Source organism: Desulfosporomusa polytropa (assembly GCF_055380075.1).
Genome location: NZ_AP042400.1, coordinates 4,080,777 through 4,102,820, shown reverse-complemented (window position 1 = coordinate 4,102,820; position 22,044 = coordinate 4,080,777). Strand labels below are relative to the sequence as shown.

The window sequence follows — 22,044 nt, the reverse complement described above, 5'->3', positions numbered from 1 at the left end:
GTCCCGGCGACTATGCTCTGCGGCTTGACTATGCCTGGAAAATAAGCTCCAGCGCCGCTACTTCCGATACTGACCATTCCGGCCGTTTTTGGCTGCAGGGTGTGAAATACTTCTAAAAAACTGTACAGGATAGGCGGTGGATAAACTGGCCGAAAAAATAATAGGACTGGTAACGGCTGTCGTGATTTTTGCAATAGCCTGCGTGTATATGCGAATGCAGGGCATGCTGGTAAGCGGCCAGGATCTGTCTTTGGCACTATTGGTATTTACGGTGCTTGGCTTAGTATTGCTGCGCAGTATGGATATGCTGAACGGCGTGATTCACAATGGCTTTCTGCGGGAGCTGGTATTTGCTGTGCTGGCAGGTCTTAGTTTCTTTGGCTTTTGGTGGTTTGGCACCAATACCACTTTATTGGCCTGTATGATGGGGCTGTTCCCGGTGGTGTTGGTTGTTTTGTCAGATGCCGGCAATGGTAAAAAGTATCTGACGCTTGTTCTGGGAGTTGTTTTAATCTGTGTATTCGCGGCCTATCTTCCTGAACGAGGCGGGCAGGCAATACCGGCGCCTACAAGTGAGTTTTATGTCAATGATTTTTCTCAGGTATTGTTATCAGAAACGAAAGCTTTTATTACAACCGAAGGAAAAAAATTAGCGGCAACAACCGGTGCACAAGTTGTAGTAACAATTGTAGAAGATACAAACGGCCGGCCTTTGAACGAGTATGCAATGGCTATGGCGCGAACTTGGGGCATTGGTCAACAAGAAAAAAACAACGGTGTTTTACTTTTGTTTACGACCAAAGAGCCGCATGCCTGGATTGCAGTTGGTTATGGCCTGGAAGGGGCATTGCCGGACGGGCGCTGCGGTGCGATAGTAGATACCTGGGCCGTAAAGGATATTAACAATAAGGAATGGAACCGAGGCGTTGTCAATACCTTTAAAGCAGTAACAGCGCAGGTCTATACCGAGTCAAGTATTGTTGTACCCCAGGAAATTGCAGTATCTAATCCGGCGGCATTGGAAAAGTCAAAAGAGCTGCCCAAGGTCGCAGTTGCCGCGACTGTGCCAACAGAGCCGGATGCTTTTGATAAGGTTTTTGATTTTATTTATGATGATGTCTTAGCGTTCTTGCCGGAAGAGGCCAAAGTTGTGCTTTTATTGGTAGTGCTGCTTTTCATAGGCTATTTCTGTTTCCGTATGCAGATGAGTAGTCGCAACGGCAGCGGCAGCGGCGGGTCTAGCGGCGGTGGCGGCAGCTTTGGCGGCGGTGGAGCTGGGCGATGAGATAGAACGATTGAGGAAAGCAGCCAAATAACACCGGCTTTTTAACAGAGGACTATCCAAAAGTATAGTGCCGACTATACTTTTATTTTTTTGTGACTATACCAAAGGTAGGTATCAGTAATAGATAAATTTGTTACTATGAAACTAGATATTAAAATGCGGTTCACCCACGCCGTGCTTTATGGATATACTGACGTCCAACAACCTGCCAATTACGAAGGGAGATAATCGATGTTTTATAACCAACTGCAACACACCAAACAGATTTGTTCTGTGACCGCCGTTTGTCTGCTGCTGGCCAGTGCGTCCGCATTCGCCACCCAGCAGCCGGATGCCGGCAACATTCTGAAAAACACCCAGGAGAGCGAAATAAAGGAACCAAGCGCTTTGCCGCCTGGTATCACTGTTAAAGAAGACAGTGAACAGCCACCTGCCGCCGACAGACAAACCGTCAATGTCACACGCTTTAGCATCACCGGCCAGGATTTGTTTTCCGAAGCAGAGCTGACGGCCCTTTTAGGCGACAGTACCGGCAAAGAGCTAACTCTCGCTGAACTGACCGAGCGCGCCGGGCGCATTACCAAGTACTTCCGCGACCATGGCTATCTCGTGGCTCGTGCCTTCATCCCACCGCAGGAAAGTAAAGATGGCACCATCACCATTGAAGTCGTGGTCGGAAAATACGGTCACATTGAAATCCTTAATCATTCCCGGCTGGACACAAGCTATCTGCAAGCAGTTGTCAGCCCATTGAAAAGCAGCGGCTATATTTGCCGGGATAAGCTGGAACGGGTACTGCTATTGGTTAGTGACACCAGCGGCATTGCCCTTAAGAGCACCCTCGCACCAGGCAAAGAACCAGGCACCGCTGATCTCATTCTGGAAGTAACCGATACTGCCGGCGTAACCGGACAGGTGTACAGCGACAACTGGGGCAACCGCTTCACCGGTGACAGCAGGGGTGGCCTGAACGTCACCTTGAACAACCCGGGGAAAATCGGGGACAGCTTGACCCTGGACGGTCTATATGGCAGTGGTTCGGGACTGCGTAACTGGAGTGCCGCCTATAGCCTCCCCACAAGTTCGGACGGAGGCAGATTTGGTATCAGCTACTCGCGGGTCAGCTACCTGCTAGGCAAAGATTATGCGTACCTCAATGCCAGCGGGATGGCCAAAACCACCAGCCTTTATGAAACCTATCCGCTGCTGCGCTCCCGGGAGGCCAACCTCAATATCCGCCTGAGCTATGACCACAAAGAACTGAGTGACCAAACCGACAGCAGCGACAGCCAAAAACAGAGCAACTCTGTCAGCCTCAGCCTGAACGGCGACCGCCTTGACCGCGCTGGTGACGGCGTCAGCGGCTTTGACTTAACGGTAACCGGCGGCCATCTTACCCTGGATTCAGCAGACGCCCGCACCTTCGATACCGAAGCGCAAACAGCCGGTAGCTATACCAAAGGCACTCTCAGTTTGTTTCGGCAAAAATACCTAAACCCCAGGCTGAGCTACTCGCTGTCCCTGAACGGTCAGCTTGCCAGTAAGAACCTGGATTCCTCGGAAAAACTCTTTCTCGGCGGCGCCAGCGGTGTCAGAGCGTATCCTCAAGGCGAAGCCGCCGGAGATAACGGCTATTTCTTCACTGGTGAACTGCGCTGGAATATGCCTACCCCCCGCCTGCAGCTTGCCGCTTTTTTCGACAACGGCCATGTGACAGTCAACAAAAGCTCCTGGAACGGCAGTGGGGAGAATGACCGCACACTGAGCGGCGCCGGACTGGGTGTTATCCTTGGCCGACCAGGTGACTATACCCTCCGTCTTGATTATGCCTGGAAACTGGGGTCAGAGTCCGCGCAATCAGACACCGACAAAAACGGGCGCTTTTGGGTTCGGGGCAGCAAATATTTTTAAGAATACAATAAGGGAGGCAACACCATGCAGAGAAAATGGAAACGGCGCTGGCAACGGGCTGTGACAAAAATAGTGGCTGTGCCGCTAGTTGTGGCCGGTCTGTACTTTAGTGTCTATACCTCTGTTCTGGCCAATCCTGCCGGGGCAACCGTCACGTCCGGTTCGGCAGCCATTGCCCAGGACAACAGCAAAATGACCATCACTACCAGTGACAAGGCAGCCATCAACTGGCAAAGCTACAACATCGTCAAAGGCGAAACTGTCCAGTACATTCAGCCCAGCGCCAGTTCGGTTGTCCTTAACCGGGTGATTGGCAACAAGGCTTCGGCCATTTACGGAACTCTTACTGCCAACGGCAAGGTGTTTCTCATCAATCCCAACGGCGTACTGTTTGCCCCCGGTTCCCAGGTGAATGTAGGGGGGCTGGTGGCTTCAACCAAGAATATAGCGGATAGCGACTTTTTGCAGGGTAAATATAGCTTCAGCGGCGACAGCACCGCAGCGGTTATCAACCAGGGCACTATTACCGCCAGCGACGGCGGTTATGTGGCGCTCTTGGGCACCCAGGCCAACAATGAAGGCGTCATTGTCGCCAAACAGGGCACCGTAGCGTTGGCGGGCGGCAATGCCGTTACGCTAGACTTAGCCAATGACGGCTTCTTGAACCTGGTTGTGGATCAGTCCGCCTTAAAGGCAAGTGCAGCTAATAATGGCATGATTCAAGCCGACGGCGGCAAGGTCTATCTGAGTGCTCGCACCGCAGACGCCTTAGCGCAAACAGTGGTCAACAACAGCGGCAAAATCCAGGCCAGAAGTATCAGTAACAAAAACGGCGTCATCGTTTTGGACGGTGGCGCGAGCGGCACGGTTAGCAATGCCGGGTCGCTTGACGCGTCCGGCGCTGCTGCCGGCCAGACCGGCGGCACGGTCAAAGTGCTGGGAGAAACTGTACAGCTTGCCGACAGCGCAGCTGTCGACATATCAGGCGATCAGGGCGGCGGCACGGCGCTCATCGGCGGCAACTACCAGGGCAAAGGAGCAGAACAAAACGCTACAACCACTACGGTAGCTGAGGGCGCAGCTATCAATGCCAATGCTCTTACCCGTGGCAACGGCGGCAAAGTTGTGGTGTGGGCTGACGGGACAACCGATTTTGCCGGCAACATCACCGCCCGCGGCGGCAGCCTGGCCGGTAACGGCGGCAGTGTGGAAGTCTCCGGCAAACACCGGCTGCATTATGCCGGTCTGACAGATACTCGGGCGCCGCAGGGAACGGTCGGTAGTATGCTGCTTGATCCGGAGAATTTTGTGATTGGCAGCGTTGATAATACTGGGATAAGTGCAGCGGATCTTCTTGGGCTATTGAATTCGACAGATGTTACGATTAAGACAACAAGTGATGGAGCCAGTGTAGTGGATGGAAATGGTCCGAATCCGAATTATTATGGTGATTTTAACAGTGATGGTGACGGAGATATAACGGTTGATGCCCCGCTGGATTGGAGCAGTTCTTCTAGTCACTCCTTGACGCTTGACGCTTATAGAAATATTGTGGTGAACCAAGCTGTTACCGGTGGCGGTGCAATCACGCTGAAAGCCGGGCAAAGTATTTATACTAAGGCAGGAGTTACCTCCGCAGGCGCAATTACGCTGAAAGCCGGGAATAATATTACTACTAATGGAACAGTTTCCTCTGGAACAGTTTCCTCCGCAGGCGCAATTACGATGACTGCCGGGAATAATATTACTACTAATGGAACAGTTTCCTCTGGAACAGTTTCCTCCACAGGCGCAATTACAATGGCTGCTGAGGGTGCACTTTGGCTTCATGAAGATATTTCAGCCACAGGTCAAGGTGCAATCACGCTAACCAGTAAGGATGACTATATTTATCTCTACAAACCTGTTTCTTCCGAGGCAACCGGCAAGGCCATTGTGATTGCGCCAGGCAGTGGGGGAAATACAGTGCTTATCGATGGTGGTGCAGTATCGGCTCCAAATGGACAGTGGATTGTCTATTCTGATACTAGTCCTGGTGCAGGTTCGCTGCTAGACAAGGCAGGCAGTAAGATTGGCGGCGAGACCTACAGCAGCCTGGCGCCGACTGACGCGAGAATGCCCGGCAACGGCAATGTTTTGGTATGCGCCAATGTACCGTATTTAATACTCACGCCGGTAGGCAGCATTACCTATGGTGATGCGGTAAGTTATACGGTGGAAAAATCTGACCACATCAACGAAACAGTCTCTGATGGGTTAACTGGTTCGCCGACATTCACTATAGGGGCACATACCGGAAACGGCAGTGATTATCGCTTCGATGCTGGCAGCTATACCCTAACAATGGGGCTTGCCGGTGTAATATCTACTGTACACGGCTACCAATTTATTGGCTTGCCGGCGTCAAGCTACTCGCTGACGGTAACTCCCAAGCCGCTGACCATCACCGGCAGCCTGAGCGGCAGCCGTGTCTACGGGGCTGACAACAGTACCATCAGTTATACCAATACCCTGGCGGGCGCTACCGGTGTGGCTGGTGAAACCATCAGCTTCAGCGGCAAAGTGACAGATAACAGCATTACGGCCACTAGTGACGCCAATACCTATACTAATGCTTTGGGCGTAACCGCCGCAGTCAGCGGCGGCAATGCCAAGGCGAGTAACTATAGCTTTACCAGTCCGACAGGAAACTTGACGATTACTCCAAGGCTGCTGACCATTACCGGCAGCCTGAGCGGCAGCCGTGTCTACGGGGATGCCAACAGCAGTATCGTCTATGTACTGCCGACTGTCAGTACCGGCGTGGCCGACGAAACCATCAGCTTCAGCGGCAAAGTGACAGACAGCAGCATTACGGCCACTAGTGACGCCAATGCCTATGCTAGTGCTTTGGGTGTTGCCGCCACATTCAGCGGCGTCAATGCCAAGGCGAGCAACTATAGCTTTACCAGTCCGACAGGCAGCCTCACCGTTACCCCCAGGCCGCTGACCATTCCCGGCAGCCTGAGTGGCAGCCGTGTCTACGGGGATGCCAACAGCAGTATCGTCTATGTACTGCCGACTGTCAGTACCGGTGTGGCCGACGAAACCATCAGCTTCAGCGGCAAAGTGACAGATAGCAGCATTACGGCCACCAGTGACGCCAATACCTATACTAATGCTTTGGGTGTTACCGCCACATTCAGCGGCGGCAATGCCAAGGCGAGCAACTATAGCTTTACCAGTCCGACAGGCAGCCTAGCCATTATCCCCAGGCCGCTAACCATTACCGGTAGCCTGAGCGGCAGCCGTGTCTACGGGGATGCCAACAGCAGTATCATCTATGTACTGCCGACTGTCAGTACCGGCGTGGCCGGCGAAACTATCAGCTTCAGTGGCAAAGTGACAGACAGCAGCATTACGACCACAAGTAATGCCAACACCTATACCAATGCACTGGGCGTAGCTGTTACCTTTAGCGGCGGTAATGCCAAAGCCGGTAATTACAGCTTTGGCAGCCCGGCAGGTAACCTGACTATTACCCAAGCGCCGCTGATCTACACGGCTACAGCAGTCAGCCGCATTGCTGGGGAGGCTAATCCGGTATTGAGCGGGACTGTCACCGGCTTGAAAAACCAGGAGGAGCTCAGCAGCGTAACCAGTGGCACGGCCAACTGGGCAACGACCGCCGATGCCTCCAGTGGTGCCGGCCGCTACGCCATTACCGGCAGCGGCCTGACTGTGGCCAGCGGTAACTATCTTCCCACCATCAGCCAAGCGGCAAGCAATGCCACGGCTCTGGCGGTTACTTCGTCAACGCCGACGCCGGAGCCGGAGCCAACACCGACACCGGAGCCAACACCGACACCGGAGCCAACACCGACACCGACACCGACGCCAACGCCGACGCCAACACCAACGCCAACGCCGACACCGACGCCGACACCAGACCCAACAGCGATAACGACATCGGCTACCTATACAGCGGCGATTGTCAGTGTAACCGCAGCAGCAGGGAGTGGAACCCGGACAACGCCTACTATGTCCGTAGCGGCTGCTGTCACAACTCCGACCGGCAGCGTGGCTGGCCTGCAAGTAATTGGCGACGGCGTGAATGTCACGCCGCCTGCGCTAACAACTACAGCGGCTAGTACGTCAGCAACAACGCCAGTAACCCCTGACACTACGCCGGTGGCGGCAAGCAATACTGCAAGTACGGTTACGGCAGCAGGCAGTAGCCTGCAATTCCAGAGCGGTACGGCAACAGGCAGGATGACCGTGATGCAGACAGGCGCTACCCTGACGATCACTGCGCCTTCTCTCACGCAGAGTCAAGCGGCAGAGCAGCAGGTTAGTGTATTTGCAGCAGGTGCCACCGGCTCCAATCTGGCGGGAGTGTATACTGTCAATAGTAGTCAGGGAGCAGTGACGATTACGCCTACCGGGACAGCAGCTTCAGCTGTTCCCCAAAATCCGTCAAGCACTGACGGCGGGGTGACCGGTCTTTTCGCAATAACTGATGCCAAGGGAAGTACGGCGCAATTTACTGTTACCTACAATAATGGCGCATTAAGCATCCAACCTGCCAATCAAGCCGCTCTATCCCTAATGACCGAAGCCGGGCAAGAACTTATTACCGGCACAGGCCTGATTGCTGCCCAGACAGAAATGGGAATTACCATGAATCAGGTGCAGGTCGTGTATTTGGAACAGACGATAACAGGTGATACTGCTGACTAAACAGTTATACTCTGGAGAACGGACCTGCAAGATAGTGCTTATTATATGAGGCGGTGGAGCCGGGCGATGACATGAGTCTTTTTGTTATGACAGAAAAACAACCACTTTTACATAAACTATTGTTATTTTTTGAATGAATACTAAAATATAAGACAATGAAATTGTGGAAATTGCTGTAATTTGGCAGGCGGCAATAACAATGTGGAATTGTTTGGCACGATAGCCAGCGGCGGCGCGGTAGAAAACTTGAAACTAAGGTAAAAGTGGAAAATGACAAGTCGTAAGGAGGTGCGCCCGATGAAAAAATCATTCTTTGCAAAACTGCTGCTGCCCGTATTCCTGAGCATCCTGCTTCTCTTCCCTACCGGCGTCCGAGCCGGTGGTGTAGAAGCGGTGCTGGCAGACACGTATCAGCCTACAGATACCTGGACTATCTACTGGTATGTTTGTGGAACCGATCTTGAAAGCAAGAACGGTGCCGCGTCAGATGATCTCCAGGAACTGCTGCAGGTCCAGCTTCCACCGAACGTCCGGGTACTCATCCAGACTGGCGGCGCAGTGGAGTGGCATACGACAGGCATTCCGTCCGGCGCGGTCGCCCGCTATCTCTATGATGCCGACGGAATTCATTCCTTGCAGGAGCTGCCTGATGCCGATATGGGGTCGCCGGATACCCTGGCGGACTTCCTGCGCTATGGAGAGAAAAACTTTCCGGCAAACCACCGCGTCTGCATTCTCTGGGATCATGGCGGCGGTAGTGCAGCCGGGGTCTGCTATGACGAGCGTACCCGGAACTATATGAATCTCAACGGTCTGCGTGCGGCCTTTGAGGCTGCCTATACGCCTGACCATGGTCAGCCACCGTTTGAGCTTATCGGTTTCGACGCCTGCCTCATGGCGACTGCTGACGTCGTACACGATCTCCATGGGCTCACGCGCTATATGGCGGCCTCAGAAGAGATCGAGCCTGGCAATGGCTGGGACTATACCGGCTGGGTCGGCGCACTTGCCCGGAATCCGGCCATGAACGGTGCCGGGCTGGGGCGCGCCATCTGCGATACCTATCTCGCAGGATGTGAGGCTTATGGCACCGACGCAGCCGCCACGTTATCTGTCATCGACGTAGGGCAACTGCCGGCTCTGCGCGACGCCTATGAGGCTTTTGGGATTGAGGCACTGCGCCAGGCAGACAAAAACCCGCAGGCCTTCTTTACCAGCTTTGCGCGTATGGCCGCTGCGACAGAAAACTATGGTGGCAATACCCGTGAGCAGGGCTATGCCAACATGCTGGATCTTGGCAGTCTTGCCCAAAATACCCGCAGCCTGCTGCCAGGTACTGCAGAAGCCCTTCAGCGTGCCGTGCAGGACAGCGTTGTCTACAAAGTAAACGGCCCTTATCGGCGGGAAAGCAGCGGCCTTTCCGGCTATTACTCCTACAATAGCGATCAGGATGGGTTTATGGCCTACGCACAGCAGGCTGCGCCGCTTCTGCCCGTAAAATGCCTCTATTACAACCTCGTCTTCGGGACGATGCCGCCGCAGGCCGCGCCGTATCTGAGTAATGCGGCAACCGGCAGTGGGGAAATCTTCGAACAGCCTGCTGCGCAGCAAAAGCTCTTTGATGTGAGCACCCTCGAAGACACACCGGTGGATATAGACAAAGAGGGTACTGCCTTTGTAAAGCTACGTCCGGAGCAGATGGAAAAACTGGCCTCTGTGCATTGTCAGTTCGTCTACCAGAGCCAAGAGGATGACATCATCCTCTACCTTGGCAGCGACGCAGACATCGATGCAGACTGGGAAAAAGGCATCTTTAAGGATAACTTTCAAGGCAAATGGCCAATGCTTGACGGTCATCCGGTCTACATCGAAATTACCTATGAAGGCGATGGCTATAACATCTACTCCGTACCGGTCAAGCTCAACGGACAGGAGTGCAACCTGCAAGTCACTTACAACTTCAACGACGAAGCCTATCATATTCTCGGCGCGCGCCGGGGACTTGCGGCGAACGGCATCGCGAACCGGGAACTTATTCATCTCAAAGCGGGTGACACCATCACGACGCTGCATTATGCGATGACTATCAGCGGTGATGATGAAGATTTTACCCAGTTTGAAGCCGATACCTTTACCCTTGGCCGGCAGCCGCGCATTGCTGACGAAGAGATGGGAGACGGCACCTATGGCTACTACTTTGAGTTTGTTGACCCACAGAATAAAAGTGCTCTCTCGCGTATCGTAAACTACACCATTCAAAACGGTCAGATTACCACTACTGTCGGCGCGGATGGCTAAAACTCTCCTGAAAGCAAGTAATTTTTGGTGTTAGCGCCAGCACGATCTGGATTGCAGGAAGGCAGGTGAGGCCTGGTAGAGAAAATAGAGGCTATGATTCTATGGAAGATAATTAAAAAATAGAAAAGGGGAAATTCAAATGTCGAAAAAAAGTGTAGGTTTAGCAATTTTCTTAGGAATATTCGGATTTGGCGGTTTTTATGCGGCCGGTTTTAAAAAAGGCCTAATACTCTTTGCAGCGGTAGCTATAGTAGGGGCACTGATTGCCAATGTAATTTCACCAGATTTGGTTCTTATTGCCAATATCGGCAGTGTCTACATGAGCTATAAATGGGCCAAAGAGCATAATGAGGCTTTGCCGATGATTGGAAACGGGCAGGCCTGATAAGTTGGTAGAGGACGCTGCTTTGACAGCTCTTCTACCTTTTTAGTGAGGGAGAATTTATGGAACATGTATCAGGTGGACAAAAAATGCTGGCGGCTGCGGCACATTGCGGATGCTTTTTCGGCGGCCTGGGGTTGGGCCTGCTCCCGCTGGTGATCTGGCTCTGTAAGCGCAAAGACATCTTTGTGGCACATCATGCGAAGCAGGCAGCAGTTTTCCAACTGGCGCTGGTACCGGTGATCATCTTGCTCGTTTTAGTGCTTTCACCGTTGACTGGGACAGAAACCGCTGCATGGATCTTCGTCATTGGCGCCGGACTTTTATGGATAGGCTGCGCAATCCTGGCGACCGTCCGGGCTTTGAGCGGAGAGTACTATGTCTATCCGGTTTTTGTGCCCTTTGGGGTAAAAAATCCGAAGTGAACTCGTTTCAGCAAAGCTGAAACGTCGGGAATTCAGGTGGGGAGTCTACCCCACCTGAAAACGCAGGGGACAGGGATGTTGTTTCGCGAAGGAGGCTGTGTGACTCAGCAATTAAGATAAAAATTTGCAAAGAAAAGAAAGAAAAACAAAACGATATAACGATATATTGAAAGCAATGAAAAAAGAGGTTGGCACAAGTATCCGTCAGCAATGAAGGCTCCCAGTATTCTGGGAGCCTTCATTGTCTTTACTTCTATCATAACCTACCATAGCGATCATCAAAACGGACTATATCATCCTCACCCAGATAGCTGCCGCTTTGAATTTCGATAATCTGAAGTGGCAATTTGCCGGGATTCTCAAGCCGGTGTTTAGATGTTTGTGGTATAAAAACGCTCTCATTCTCGTGTAACACTTGTTCAGTATTGCCGATAGTTACCTTTGCCGTACCGCCAATAACAATCCAATGCTCACTACGATGATAATGCATCTGTAAGCTAAGAATTTCCCCGGAATTAACGACGATCTTCTTCATCTTAAACCCTGGCGCAGAATCCAACACTTGGTAGAATCCCCAAGGGCGATAACAGGGCATATGTTCATCTGGTGGTTTTTGCAATATGCGATCATGACTTTCCAATGGTGCCGACAAGGCATTATCTAAAGCCAGACTAGCGATACAGTAGCCAACAATGCTTTCCGCACCTTGATTGTGGTTTAGACCATCAGCCATAATGCCATCATAACAACCACCTGTTTCGGCGTCAATCAGACTTTCATGGCAAGAGTTGTCACCAGAATACCAGGCAAAACTCCGCTCGGCAAGCTTCAGCATGGCTTTATCACCAGTGACTTCATAAGCAACCAAATGAGCCAGTGTGGACATGGATGCCTCGACAGGTTGCTGATCATATAATGCTGGCTCAGATCCTTGTAGCCACCACCCTTTACAGCCAACAGGACGGAAAAAATCGTCCCGAAACGCATTTTGGTCAAGAAATGTCATGCTTTTGCGCGCGATAGCGAGAAAGCGCTCCTGGCCTGTTTGGCGCGAAGCGACGAACATAGCCCACGGCAGTACGGCGTTATCGTAGGTGAGGCTGTCTTCAAACCAGCACCAGTCATTTTCTTTTACACATTGTTCAAAGCAAACGGCAATAGACTCAGCCAGCTTGCGGATAAGGCTAGCGCTCTCAGAGTTCTCGATAAAGCCAAGACCAATCAAGGCATATGCTTGTCCCCGTAAATACTTGAGAGAATGAATTTGTGGCAATGCACGACGAACAGCACTAGTACAGGCATCCTTTATCCCTAGGGGCATTACTGATGAAGCTAGGGTATACCCTAAAGCCCAAAGACAGCGGCCGAAACATTCTTCCGATCCTTGTGTTTCCGTAAACTTTCGGTCATAGGTCATGAAATTTCGAAAATGGCCGTTTTCATTCTGGGCATACAAGATGAATGCCAGGTAACGGTAAATTAATGCGAGGTATTCCGATGTCTGTTTTTTTTCAAAGAGCATGACCGCCATAAGTAATGCCCGGGCATTGTCGTCAGTGGTATACCCTTTGTCCAAATCGGGGACATTGTAACGTGTGTGTTGAAACATCCCGGTATCATCGGTCATTCGAAAGATATGTGCGTCAGCAAAGACATTGCCAAATTGGCTCATTATCCGACCCTCATTCCATTCCGACCAACTACAGTAAGATGAGGATGAGACTTTGGAACGGCTGGATGGACAAATCGCCTTGAATCATCTTTCGTCTGATGTTCTCTTTCGCCAATAATATTTATGCCTAGTTTGGCATATTGAGCGGCTACATTGGCCCACGTCATCGTCTGTCCAACAGCCAATGTATTCATTTCCATTTCTTTTTTTCGAAGTGGATTATCAAGTACTGATCGAATACATGCTGCCATCGAGTTGGAATCTCTAAATTCGGCAAGCATTCCGCGACCGCCACTCAGCATTTCTTCTGCATAACGATAGGGAGTCGATACAATAACCCGTCCACATCCCATGGCGTATGCCAACGTCCCGCTAACCGCCTGCTCTTTAGACAGATATGGTGTCAGGTACATATCGGACAAATGAAGATAAGTAATTACTTCTTCTTTGGTCAGATACTTATCGATCAACTGAATATTATCCTGCACCCCAAGGCTTTGCGCTAAATCAATCAGGCTCTGCCGATATTTTTCGCCCATACTTTCTTTGACACAGGGATGTGTTTTGCCGAGAATCAGATATACCAGATTGTTATAATCTGCCGCGACTTTCGCCACTGCTTCAATCCCATACTCGAGGCCTTTGGCAGGGCTAATGAGCCCAAAGCTGCTAATGATATGTTTGTTCTGGAAGCCGTGAGTGACTTTCAATTTTTCCCGCGATTCTACATGCATGCTAGGAACACCGTGCGGTATGAATACAAGTTTCTCTAACTCAATGCCGTAGGTCTCAGCCAATATGGGGATAGAGCTTTCAGCCATGGTTACTACCTTGGTGCTGAGGCGGCCTAAGTCCCGAAGGACAGTCCGTTGTTTCGGTGATGGTTCTAACAGCACAGTATGTGTTGTGACAATAAAAGGGATTTTTAGTCTCTTCGCTAAATCAAGGATATATTCGCCACACTCGCCGCCAAATATCCCATATTCATGCTCGATAACCAGGAGGTCAACATTGTCATTCGCCCAAAGTGCAGTCAGCAGATAACTCGTACGGTCGTGCTGACCCAGTTTGCGTTTTACCTGGTGGTTTGTATATTCGTCCTTGTTGACTACCGCAATAACACTTGGTTGAATAAATGGTATTTTATCAATTTCATTTACCAGATCTTCCGTAAAGGTAGCTAACCCACACTCCCGCGGAGGATAGGTACTTAAAAAAGCAATATTTCTTATTTTATTTGTTGCAACCATTTTTTTGTCTCCCCTTTTTATAAAAACACTACTTTTCCCTGTTTCTATAGCTTAGCCTGTTATTGGATTTAATCTAGATTGTTAATAAAATAGCTCATCCAACGGTTTTGGACATTTTTTAATATACTCCAGTAAATCGCCTACATTGGCAGTAGCCAAAGCAATACAAGAATCTGCCCCTCCGTAATACATTTTTAGTAAGCCTGTCTCAGCATTTAATACCCAACCGCTAGGAAAGACTACGTCATCAACGTCTCCTTCCCGTTCATAGCTTGCGGTCGGACCGAAAACCCATTCATCACTCCGGTGCAATACTTTCAACGGATCATCCAAGTCAAGAAGTGCTAACCCGAGTCGGTAAATTGAGCCAGAAGCAGTCTGGCGCACTCCGTGGTACAAAAGGATCCAACCTTCAGCGGTTTCGATCGGTGGAGCTGCAAGACCAATTTTCCCGCCATCCCACCAACCACCCCGACGAGCGTGCATTAATACCTGGCGGGCGTCCCAACTGACGAAGTCATCGGAAGATGACATCCAGATGTGTGCACCAGGTACATAGTTAGCGGTAATCGGCCGATGGATAAGAGCCCATTTTCCATATATTCGTCGTGAAAAAAGTGCAGCATCTTTGTCTTCTGCCGGCATGATCGGTCCGAGCCGCTCAAAATCTATAAAATCACTGGTCAGTGCCATAGCCACAAGTGGTCCGCCACGAGAATAAGCAGTGTAGGTAATAGCCCATTTACCCAATTCAGCAAGCCATGTAATTCGAGGGTCTTCAATACCCCACAGTTCCTCAGGATGATTTTCTGGATCAGGTTCTAACGTTGGCACTTTATCAATTTGCCAGTTGCCAACTCCATCGTCACTAACTGCCTTAGTAAAGTGAGAAAAGCCTCGCCGGTCCTCCACGCGAGCAAGTAATAAAACTTTGCCATGAAACATTGTCGCTGCTGGGTTGAACACTGCATTTGCAGGATAAGGCCAGTTCTTAGCCGATAAAATGGGGTTTTGGGGACTCCTCATAAAAAGTTCTTTATAGGTATTCTTATCGCCCTTCAACCTAGTATCAAATCCGTTTTTTTGCATAAAAAAACCCCCTACGTTTGGATATCGGCGCGTGCCGGCGAGTGTATATTACACCCAGTTCCTCTAATCCGTGGCGGTTAAAAAACAATATAGTGTTGTCACTAATCGTCAGTGATTCTAAACAGTTTATAATCGTATTATACTACAAATACTAGTTTTTGTCAAATAATTGTTTTTCGTAAGGAAACAATTATCCATTTGGAATAAACTTTTAGAACTGTCAGCAACTCTGTGTGAAAGTTATTTTTCTAATATAAATAAAGGCTTCATCATTGTCACTGCCGAAGTTCTTCAAGTGACAATGAGCGATAAGTCAACGAGATTACCAAGCGAATTTTTAATGAAGTGGGGGATTTTATGAAAGTTGCAATCATTTCACCAATTGCGTGGAGGACGCCACCGCGACATTATGGTCCGTGGGAAAGAGTTGTTTCATTATTGGCAGAAGGACTTGTGAAAGAAAATATTGATGTAACACTGTATGCTACCGGCGATTCACTAACGACCGCTAAGCTTCGCAGTGTATGCAAAGCACCTTATGAAGAAGACCGAGAGCTGGATGCTAAGGTTTGGGAATCTTTACATATATCCGAGATTATGGAGCAGGCAAATGAATTTGATATAATACACAATCATTATGATTTTTTGCCTCTGACTTATAGTGGACTAATAAAAACTCCAGTGGTAACAACGATACATGGGTTTTCCTCACCTAAAATTCTACCTGTTTACAAAAAATACAATAAGAAAACATACTATGTTTCCATTAGCGATTCAGATAGGAATGGGGAGCTTGATTATATAAGGACTGTGTACCATGGTATAGATATAGAAAAATTTACTTTAAACAAAGAACGGGGAAAATATTTAGTTTATTTTGGAAGAATACATAAAGACAAGGGAACTTGGGAGGCAATACAAGTTGCTAAAATGGCAAAAATGAAATTAGTAATTGCCGGTATTATTCAAGATGAAGCCTATTATAAAAAATATGTAGAGCCGTATCTTAATGATGATGTTTGTTATATTGGATCAGTGGGACCTGAGGAAAGGGATACAGTATTGGGTAATGCGTATGCATTGTTACATCCAATTAATTTTAATGAACCGTTTGGCCTTAGTATCGTTGAAGCAATGGCATGTGGAACACCTGTCCTGGCATTTAATAAAGGTTCTATGCCTGAAATTATTCAAGATGGTATCAATGGATTTATTGTATCAAGTATCGAAGAAATGGCTGATAAAATTCAAGCGGTCATAAATATCTCACGGGAAACGTGTCGGAAAACGGTTGAGTGTAGATTTACACAGCAGAAAATGGTGAAAAAATATATTGAAGTTTATAAGGAAATACTAAAAATTTCATAATTTAGTTCATGTAATGGCAGGTCTGCTATGATTTAGGCAAAGATCTACAAGATCGTTGATGTTAGCAGTTCCTACGCACATAACAGAATCGGCGGCACCCCAATATATTTTAACAATACCATTGTTTTCAAGGATGGCTCCGCAGGTAAAAACCACATTATGAACATATCCTGTTACTTCCCAGGGGTCTTCAGGTTGCAGAATCCAACTGTCCCCGACTCCGAGAACTATCGCGGGATTGTCCAGTTTGTGTAAAGCGACTCCCAACCTATAAATTGATCCATCCATGGTGGGAAAGACACCATGATAAATAGAGAGCCAACCTTTATCAGTTTTGATAGGCGTTGCCCCAGGGCCAATTTTCATTTCATCCCAGTGATAAGGTGCTGGCATCATGATTAACTCTGACTCTCCCCAATAGATTAAATCTTTTGAATAACTAATCCATATTGCCCAGGGAGAAATTTCAGAATGAGGTCGATCGAGGCGTACATATCTACCGTTTATTTTTTCGGGAAAAAGAACAACGTTGCGATAGTCGGCTTCGGTGATTAATGAGATGCGTTGGATCGATTTAAAATCTGTTGTTTTTGCCAGTCCAATTCGTACTCCATGTTTTGAATAAGCACTGTAAGTAATATAGTATTCACCTTCTATGCATGAAATGCGAGGATCTTCCACACCAAAAGCCTCATATTCTTTAAAAATACTCTCTGTTGCAGGAATAATAAAAGGTTCGGTATGTACGAAAAAAGAGTAACCGTCATTGCTTTCTGCGAGTCCAATAATAGAGCGCCCTGTGTCAAGATGAGAACGAAACAGCATGTAGTACTTGTCCTGATATTTTGCTATTCCTGCATTATGTACGGTATGTACGGAGTAAGGAACATCGTTTTTGGTTAAAATCGGATTGCCTTTATAGCGTTTGACAATGGGTTCTTTCATTGTTGATGTCCTCCTTGTTTACTAGATTCTGTAGTTGGTTCATTATACTACAATGTCTAACTTAAAAGTGCAATTGTTTACTCAAGAAAAACAATAACAAGACAATAAAGAGCGTTTCTGAGAAATCTCAAGAATCCTATTTTAACGGCTAAAGACTGGCCGTATCCCACACATACTGGGATTGTCTATTATGATGGTACAGTTTAAAAATTACAGGTGATGTGTTAACCCTGGGGTGGTATTGTTGTATCTAATACGTTGAGCAAAATGGAGTGGACTTAAAGAAGCCACTCCACTTTCATATCCTGTCTTATTTATCAATTAAAGAGCTTTTATTTCTGCTTGTGATAAAAATTGATTTTAATTTCGTATACAAAGAGAATAGTTACAATATTTCATAATGATATAATAATTTTACGATATATATAAGGATTACATATTAAGTTAAACAAATACAAAGCCATCAAGCAAGGTATGATGCAAGAACTTCTGACCGGCAAACGGAGGCTTGTATAATGGGAAATACAACTGAAATGATTATGTATCAGACAGAAGATGGGCAGACAAAGATTGATGTTCGTATGGAAAACCAAACCGTCTGGTTATCCCTTAACCAGCTTGCGGAGTTATTTCAAAGAGATAAATCTGTTATTTCAAAGCATATAAAAAATGTCTTTGATGAAGGAGAACTTCAGGAAAACTCAACTGTTGCAAAATTTGCAACAGTTCAAGACGAAGGCTCAAGAACGGTTTCCCGGGATATTGTCTATTACAATCTTGATGTCAGCATATCTGTTGGCTACAGAGTAAAGTCCCTGCGCGGCACGCAGTTTAGAATATGGGCCACCAAACGCCTTAATGAATACATCATCAAGGGCTTTACCATGAATGATGATCTCTTGAAAAAAGCCGGGGGTGGTAACTATTTTGAAGAGCTGTTAGACCGAATCAGGGACATACGCTCTTCCGAAAAGGTATTTTGGCGTAAGGTATTGGACATTTATGCCACTAGTATCGACTATCATCCGAATACAGCAGATACGAAGCAGTTTTCAGGAGAATTTGTTTTAACATGGATGACAGCGACTTGCAACAATAAAAAGAAGATCGCTAAACCACTTGTCCAAGATGGATTAAGGTGGAAGCGATCTTCTTTTTATTGTTTAATCATTTGTGAAAGCGACCGTCAATTGATGAGTTCAATCCTTTTGTGGCGGTAGGGTTTATTATTTGTGGGGAATACAGGATTTTCAGGAAAGAATTCCGAAATTATGAGATAGTAAGCCAAACATTATAAAGAAAAAAATGTGGCTGATGCTTGAAATATCAGTTATGTAGGTATAGCCAATATGGATGGAGGTATAGCGTGTATGAATGTATTTTTCGTAAGAACTAACGGACTTGATGAAATAGCAATATTAAATGGTACGCGCTGGCTTGTTCGCCAATGCAAAAATGAAAAAAAAGAAGGTGTTATTGCTGCTGCTCAACAACAGTCAATAGATAATGTACTCAGAAAGTTAGGAGTATCAAATACCAATATAAATAACTTTTTTCGAAATGGATGCATACAAATTGACGAAGCTGCAATACGACTTTTAACTATCGGCAACCCAATTCCCGAAGAGCATGATGGGATTATTTTGGCAGTACATCCAAGAAGAGAACTTTTGACAACCTTTGATGATTGGCCCAATATAGCTAGCATATTGGTTATTCCTTGGATTATGAGTTATTGTCAGGAATGGCTAAGAAATCATAATGCAATAGAAGTGCGTTTATAGGCTGCATAAAAAAACGGATGAATCAGATTTTTCTGTCAAGCGTGTCGAAACTAGAGAATCGTGTTGAGGAGCGAAGCTATGAAAAATAGAGTGTTGCTTATGCTGGTGTTGGTTTCTATTATTATACTGTCTCTTGCCTGGTGCGCAAAAACTACAGGAGCAGTGCCTAGCGATGCGGAAACTGCCATAAAAACGGAAAGTACAAAGTTAAAAACGCTTGATGATATAAAAGATAAACGGATTGGGGTTTTACTTGGCTCTATTCACGATGCATATGTTACAAAAACATTTCCCAATGCAGCAATATTACAGTATAAAAGTCCATCAGATCTAATTCTTGCAGTAAAGTCGGGAAAGATTGACGCAGCTTTTTATAATCGTGAGACACTGGGCGAAGTATTTAGGAACGATAAAGAACTAGGCTTTTTGGATGAATGCGTATATTCAGTTCCTGTCGGTATTGGTTTTAATAAGGAAAATGGCAGCTTACGCGAGACATTTAACGTGTTTTTAAAACAAATAAAAGAAAACGGCGTGTTTGACGATATGGTAAATCGTTGGATAGTAAATGGTACTACCGATATGCCTGTGCTTGAGAATCCTAAAACCAATGGTGTGCTTACCGTAGGTGTAGTGAGCGATAAAGGACTGCCTTTTATAATGGTTAAAGACAACAAGCTGGTCGGCTTTGATATTGAACTTTCAGAACGATTTGCGGCCTATCTGGGGAAAGAACTTACACTGTCTGATATGGAATTTGGCAGCTTAATTGCTGCTGTTTCCACAAACAAGATTGATATGTTTGCAAGCACTATGATGATTACAGCAGAACGACAGCAGAAAATCGATTTTTCTGATCCCTATTATGAATTAGGCGCAAGTGCATTCGCACTTAAAAAGGATATTGCAAAATATGATCAACAGTCAAATACGGCAGTTGCAATACCATTTTTTGAAAATTTAGCTGATAGTTTTTATAACAATATTATCCGCGAGAATCGCTACTTGCTTATCATTGACGGCTTAAAAACAACTGCTGAAATAGCACTGTTTGCCGCAATTTTTGGTACACTACTGGGCGCCCTTGTCTGTTTTATGCGAATGAGTAAAAACAAGTTTTCAAGTATTCTTGCCAAGTTCTATATCTCTATCATGAGAGGAACCCCGGTGCTTGTGCTGCTGATGATTATGTTTTATGTAGTGTTCGCATCAGTAAATATTAACCCTGTCCTTGTAGCTGTTTTGGCATTTGGTATGAACTTTGCAGCATATGTTTCCGAAATGTTTAGAACTTCAATCGAAAGTATCGATAAAGGCCAGGAAGAAGCGGGGATCGCAGGTGGCTTTACCCAACTACAAACATTTCTTTATATTATAATGCCACAGGCGGTTAGGCAGGTGCTGCCTGTCTATAAGGGTGAGTTTATTTCGCTTGTAAAGATGACTTCCATAGTCGGTTATATTGCTGTGCAGGATTTGACAAAAGCCAGTGATATTATCAGAAGTCGCACCTTTGACGCGTTTTTCCCACTTGTCATGGTGGCGGTGCTGTACTTTATCGTTTCGTGGTCGCTTGCGCTTGTTCTGGACTATATTGGAGTAAAAAGTGATCCGAAAAGAAATCGTAAAACAAGGATGGTAGCAAATGATTAAAATAGAACATCTTTGTAAAAGCTTTGGCGAACTTATGGTGCTGAAAGACGTAAGCACTGAAATACAAAAGGGTGAGGTTATTTCGATAATAGGGCCATCTGGTACAGGTAAAAGCACATTATTACGTTGTCTTAATTTGTTGGAAATTCCTAGCGGCGGTACTATTGTTATTAACAATATCGATTTGCTTGCAAAAACTACAAATATGCCTCAAATGCGCCAAAAAATGGGTATGGTATTTCAATCGTTTCATTTGTATGCGCATCTTTCCGTAGTGCAAAACCTCACATTAGGACCTGTAAAACTACTGGGCAAAAGCAAGGCCGCTGCCGAAGGCAAAGCGTTAGAGTTGTTAAAGCTAGTAGGGCTTGCAGAAAAAGCGGATAGCTTTCCTGATGAACTTTCCGGCGGACAAAAGCAAAGGGTGGCAATCGCCCGCTGTCTTGCCATGGATCCGGAGGTTTTGCTTTTCGATGAGCCGACATCAGCTCTGGACCCAACAATGGTGAGTGAGGTTTTAGCAGTTATTCGGCGTCTTGCTAAAGCCGGTATGACGATGGTGATTGTTACCCACGAAATGGAATTTGCTCGCAATATCTCAAATCGTGTGCTTTATATGGACGAAGGGATAATTTACGAGGAGGGTACGCCACAACAGATATTTGAAAATCCGCGCAAGGAAAAAACCAAATCGTTTATCAACAGAATACGCAGATTTAACTACCATATTGTCAGCAAAAATTATGATCTATATGCTATGAACGCAGAAATTGAAGCCTTTTGTGAAAAACACATGTTAACTAAAAAAGTTTGTAATAACGTGCTGCTGCTTGTTGAAGAGGTTTTGGGCTTGCAAACAGATTTTTCCGATATTACCCTGACCCTTGCTTATTCAGAAAAAAATGGTCAGTTAGACTTCGCATTTGAAAGTGCCGGAGTTCCTGCAGATCCGCTTGTGGAAGGTATTAGAGACGATGATATTGGGATAAAGCTTATCAAGGGCCAATGTGAAAGCCTTCGATATAGCTATGAAAATGGAAAGAATATATTGTTGGCTAAGATAAAATGAAACTAAACGCCTGGCTGTATATTCTGTAAGTCTGGTTAATTTCTTTCAAACAGGGATTTTACGCTTTGCGTAAAATCCCTGTTTGTCCTCTGTAGATTGTGTTGTTTTAGATAATTTTCGACAGCGATATATTACAAATATTTCATACTAAAAGTTGCATACCAATGCAACTTTTAGTAGGGGATTAGCATGTG

At 46.8% G+C, this 22,044-nt stretch carries 14 protein-coding genes and 1 pseudogene; 11 read left to right on the top strand and 4 right to left on the bottom strand.

Annotation, left to right across the window (positions count from 1 at the left end):
- Positions 1–136: 136 nt before the first annotated feature.
- From ACZ449_RS20875 to ACZ449_RS20850, 6 genes are all read left to right on the top strand, one after another.
- On the top strand, positions 137–1,285 hold the full coding sequence (locus ACZ449_RS20875) for a TPM domain-containing protein (protein WP_464257981.1): 1,149 nt from the start codon (positions 137–139) through the stop codon (positions 1,283–1,285).
- Between the two features lie 231 nt (positions 1,286–1,516).
- A complete protein-coding gene (locus ACZ449_RS20870) occupies positions 1,517–3,196 on the top strand; it encodes a ShlB/FhaC/HecB family hemolysin secretion/activation protein (RefSeq protein WP_464257980.1) in 1,680 nt (559 codons plus the stop codon).
- A gap of 24 nt (positions 3,197–3,220) precedes the next feature.
- The gene (locus ACZ449_RS20865; RefSeq protein WP_464257979.1) at positions 3,221–7,915 is read left to right on the top strand and encodes a beta strand repeat-containing protein; all 4,695 of its coding nucleotides are present in this window, start codon (positions 3,221–3,223) and stop codon (positions 7,913–7,915) included.
- A 297-nt stretch (positions 7,916–8,212) separates the two neighbouring features.
- On the top strand, positions 8,213–10,213 hold the full coding sequence (locus ACZ449_RS20860; RefSeq protein WP_464257978.1) for a clostripain-related cysteine peptidase: 2,001 nt from the start codon (positions 8,213–8,215) through the stop codon (positions 10,211–10,213).
- A 139-nt stretch (positions 10,214–10,352) separates the two neighbouring features.
- The gene (locus ACZ449_RS20855; RefSeq protein ID WP_464257977.1) at positions 10,353–10,598 is read left to right on the top strand and encodes a phospho-N-acetylmuramoyl-pentapeptide-transferase; all 246 of its coding nucleotides are present in this window, start codon (positions 10,353–10,355) and stop codon (positions 10,596–10,598) included.
- Positions 10,599–10,657: 59 nt separating this feature from the next.
- The gene (locus ACZ449_RS20850) at positions 10,658–11,020 is read left to right on the top strand and encodes a magnetosome magnetite crystal formation protein family (protein WP_464257976.1); all 363 of its coding nucleotides are present in this window, start codon (positions 10,658–10,660) and stop codon (positions 11,018–11,020) included.
- A 256-nt stretch (positions 11,021–11,276) separates the two neighbouring features.
- Here ACZ449_RS20850 and ACZ449_RS20845 read toward each other — a convergent pair whose 3' ends face one another.
- The 3 genes from ACZ449_RS20845 to ACZ449_RS20835 form a co-directional block, all read right to left on the bottom strand.
- Entirely contained in the window at positions 11,277–12,692 is a 1,416-nt protein-coding gene (locus ACZ449_RS20845; RefSeq protein ID WP_464257975.1) for a phosphomannose isomerase type II C-terminal cupin domain, read from the bottom strand.
- Positions 12,692–13,942 carry a glycosyltransferase family 4 protein gene (locus ACZ449_RS20840; protein ID WP_464257974.1) on the bottom strand — a complete coding sequence of 417 codons (1,251 nt, stop codon included), beginning with the start codon at positions 13,940–13,942 and terminating at the stop codon, positions 12,692–12,694. Before ACZ449_RS20840 ends, ACZ449_RS20845 begins: the two co-directional genes overlap by 1 nt.
- An 81-nt stretch (positions 13,943–14,023) precedes the next feature.
- A complete protein-coding gene (locus tag ACZ449_RS20835; RefSeq protein ID WP_464257973.1) occupies positions 14,024–15,031 on the bottom strand; it encodes a glycoside hydrolase family 130 protein in 1,008 nt (335 codons plus the stop codon).
- 357 nt (positions 15,032–15,388) lie between these two features.
- Between ACZ449_RS20835 and ACZ449_RS20830 the strand changes: the two genes are divergently transcribed.
- On the top strand, positions 15,389–16,399 hold the full coding sequence (locus ACZ449_RS20830; RefSeq protein WP_464257972.1) for a glycosyltransferase family 4 protein: 1,011 nt from the start codon (positions 15,389–15,391) through the stop codon (positions 16,397–16,399).
- 6 nt (positions 16,400–16,405) lie between these two features.
- On the opposite strand, the gene ACZ449_RS20825 is transcribed toward ACZ449_RS20830, so the two are convergent.
- Complete coding sequence (locus ACZ449_RS20825; RefSeq protein ID WP_464257971.1) at positions 16,406–17,344, bottom strand: glycoside hydrolase family 130 protein; 939 nt, start codon at positions 17,342–17,344, stop codon at positions 16,406–16,408.
- Between the two features lie 515 nt (positions 17,345–17,859).
- Between ACZ449_RS20825 and ACZ449_RS20820 the strand changes: the two genes are divergently transcribed.
- From ACZ449_RS20820 to ACZ449_RS20805, 4 genes and pseudogenes are all read left to right on the top strand, one after another.
- Positions 17,860–18,564, top strand: coding sequence for a virulence RhuM family protein (locus ACZ449_RS20820; RefSeq protein ID WP_464257970.1), 705 nt, complete (start codon positions 17,860–17,862; stop codon positions 18,562–18,564).
- Between the two features lie 150 nt (positions 18,565–18,714).
- Positions 18,715–19,128, top strand: coding sequence for a hypothetical protein (locus ACZ449_RS20815; RefSeq protein ID WP_464257969.1), 414 nt, complete (start codon positions 18,715–18,717; stop codon positions 19,126–19,128).
- A gap of 78 nt (positions 19,129–19,206) precedes the next feature.
- Positions 19,207–20,781: an ABC transporter substrate-binding protein/permease gene (locus tag ACZ449_RS20810; RefSeq protein ID WP_464257968.1), complete on the top strand. Its 1,575-nt coding sequence runs from the start codon at positions 19,207–19,209 to the stop codon at positions 20,779–20,781.
- Positions 20,774–21,490 (top strand): annotated as a pseudogene (locus tag ACZ449_RS20805) (amino acid ABC transporter ATP-binding protein); the annotation flags it as partial. The gene ACZ449_RS20810 and the pseudogene ACZ449_RS20805, both read left to right, overlap by 8 nt.
- Between the last annotated feature and the right edge of the window lie 554 nt (positions 21,491–22,044).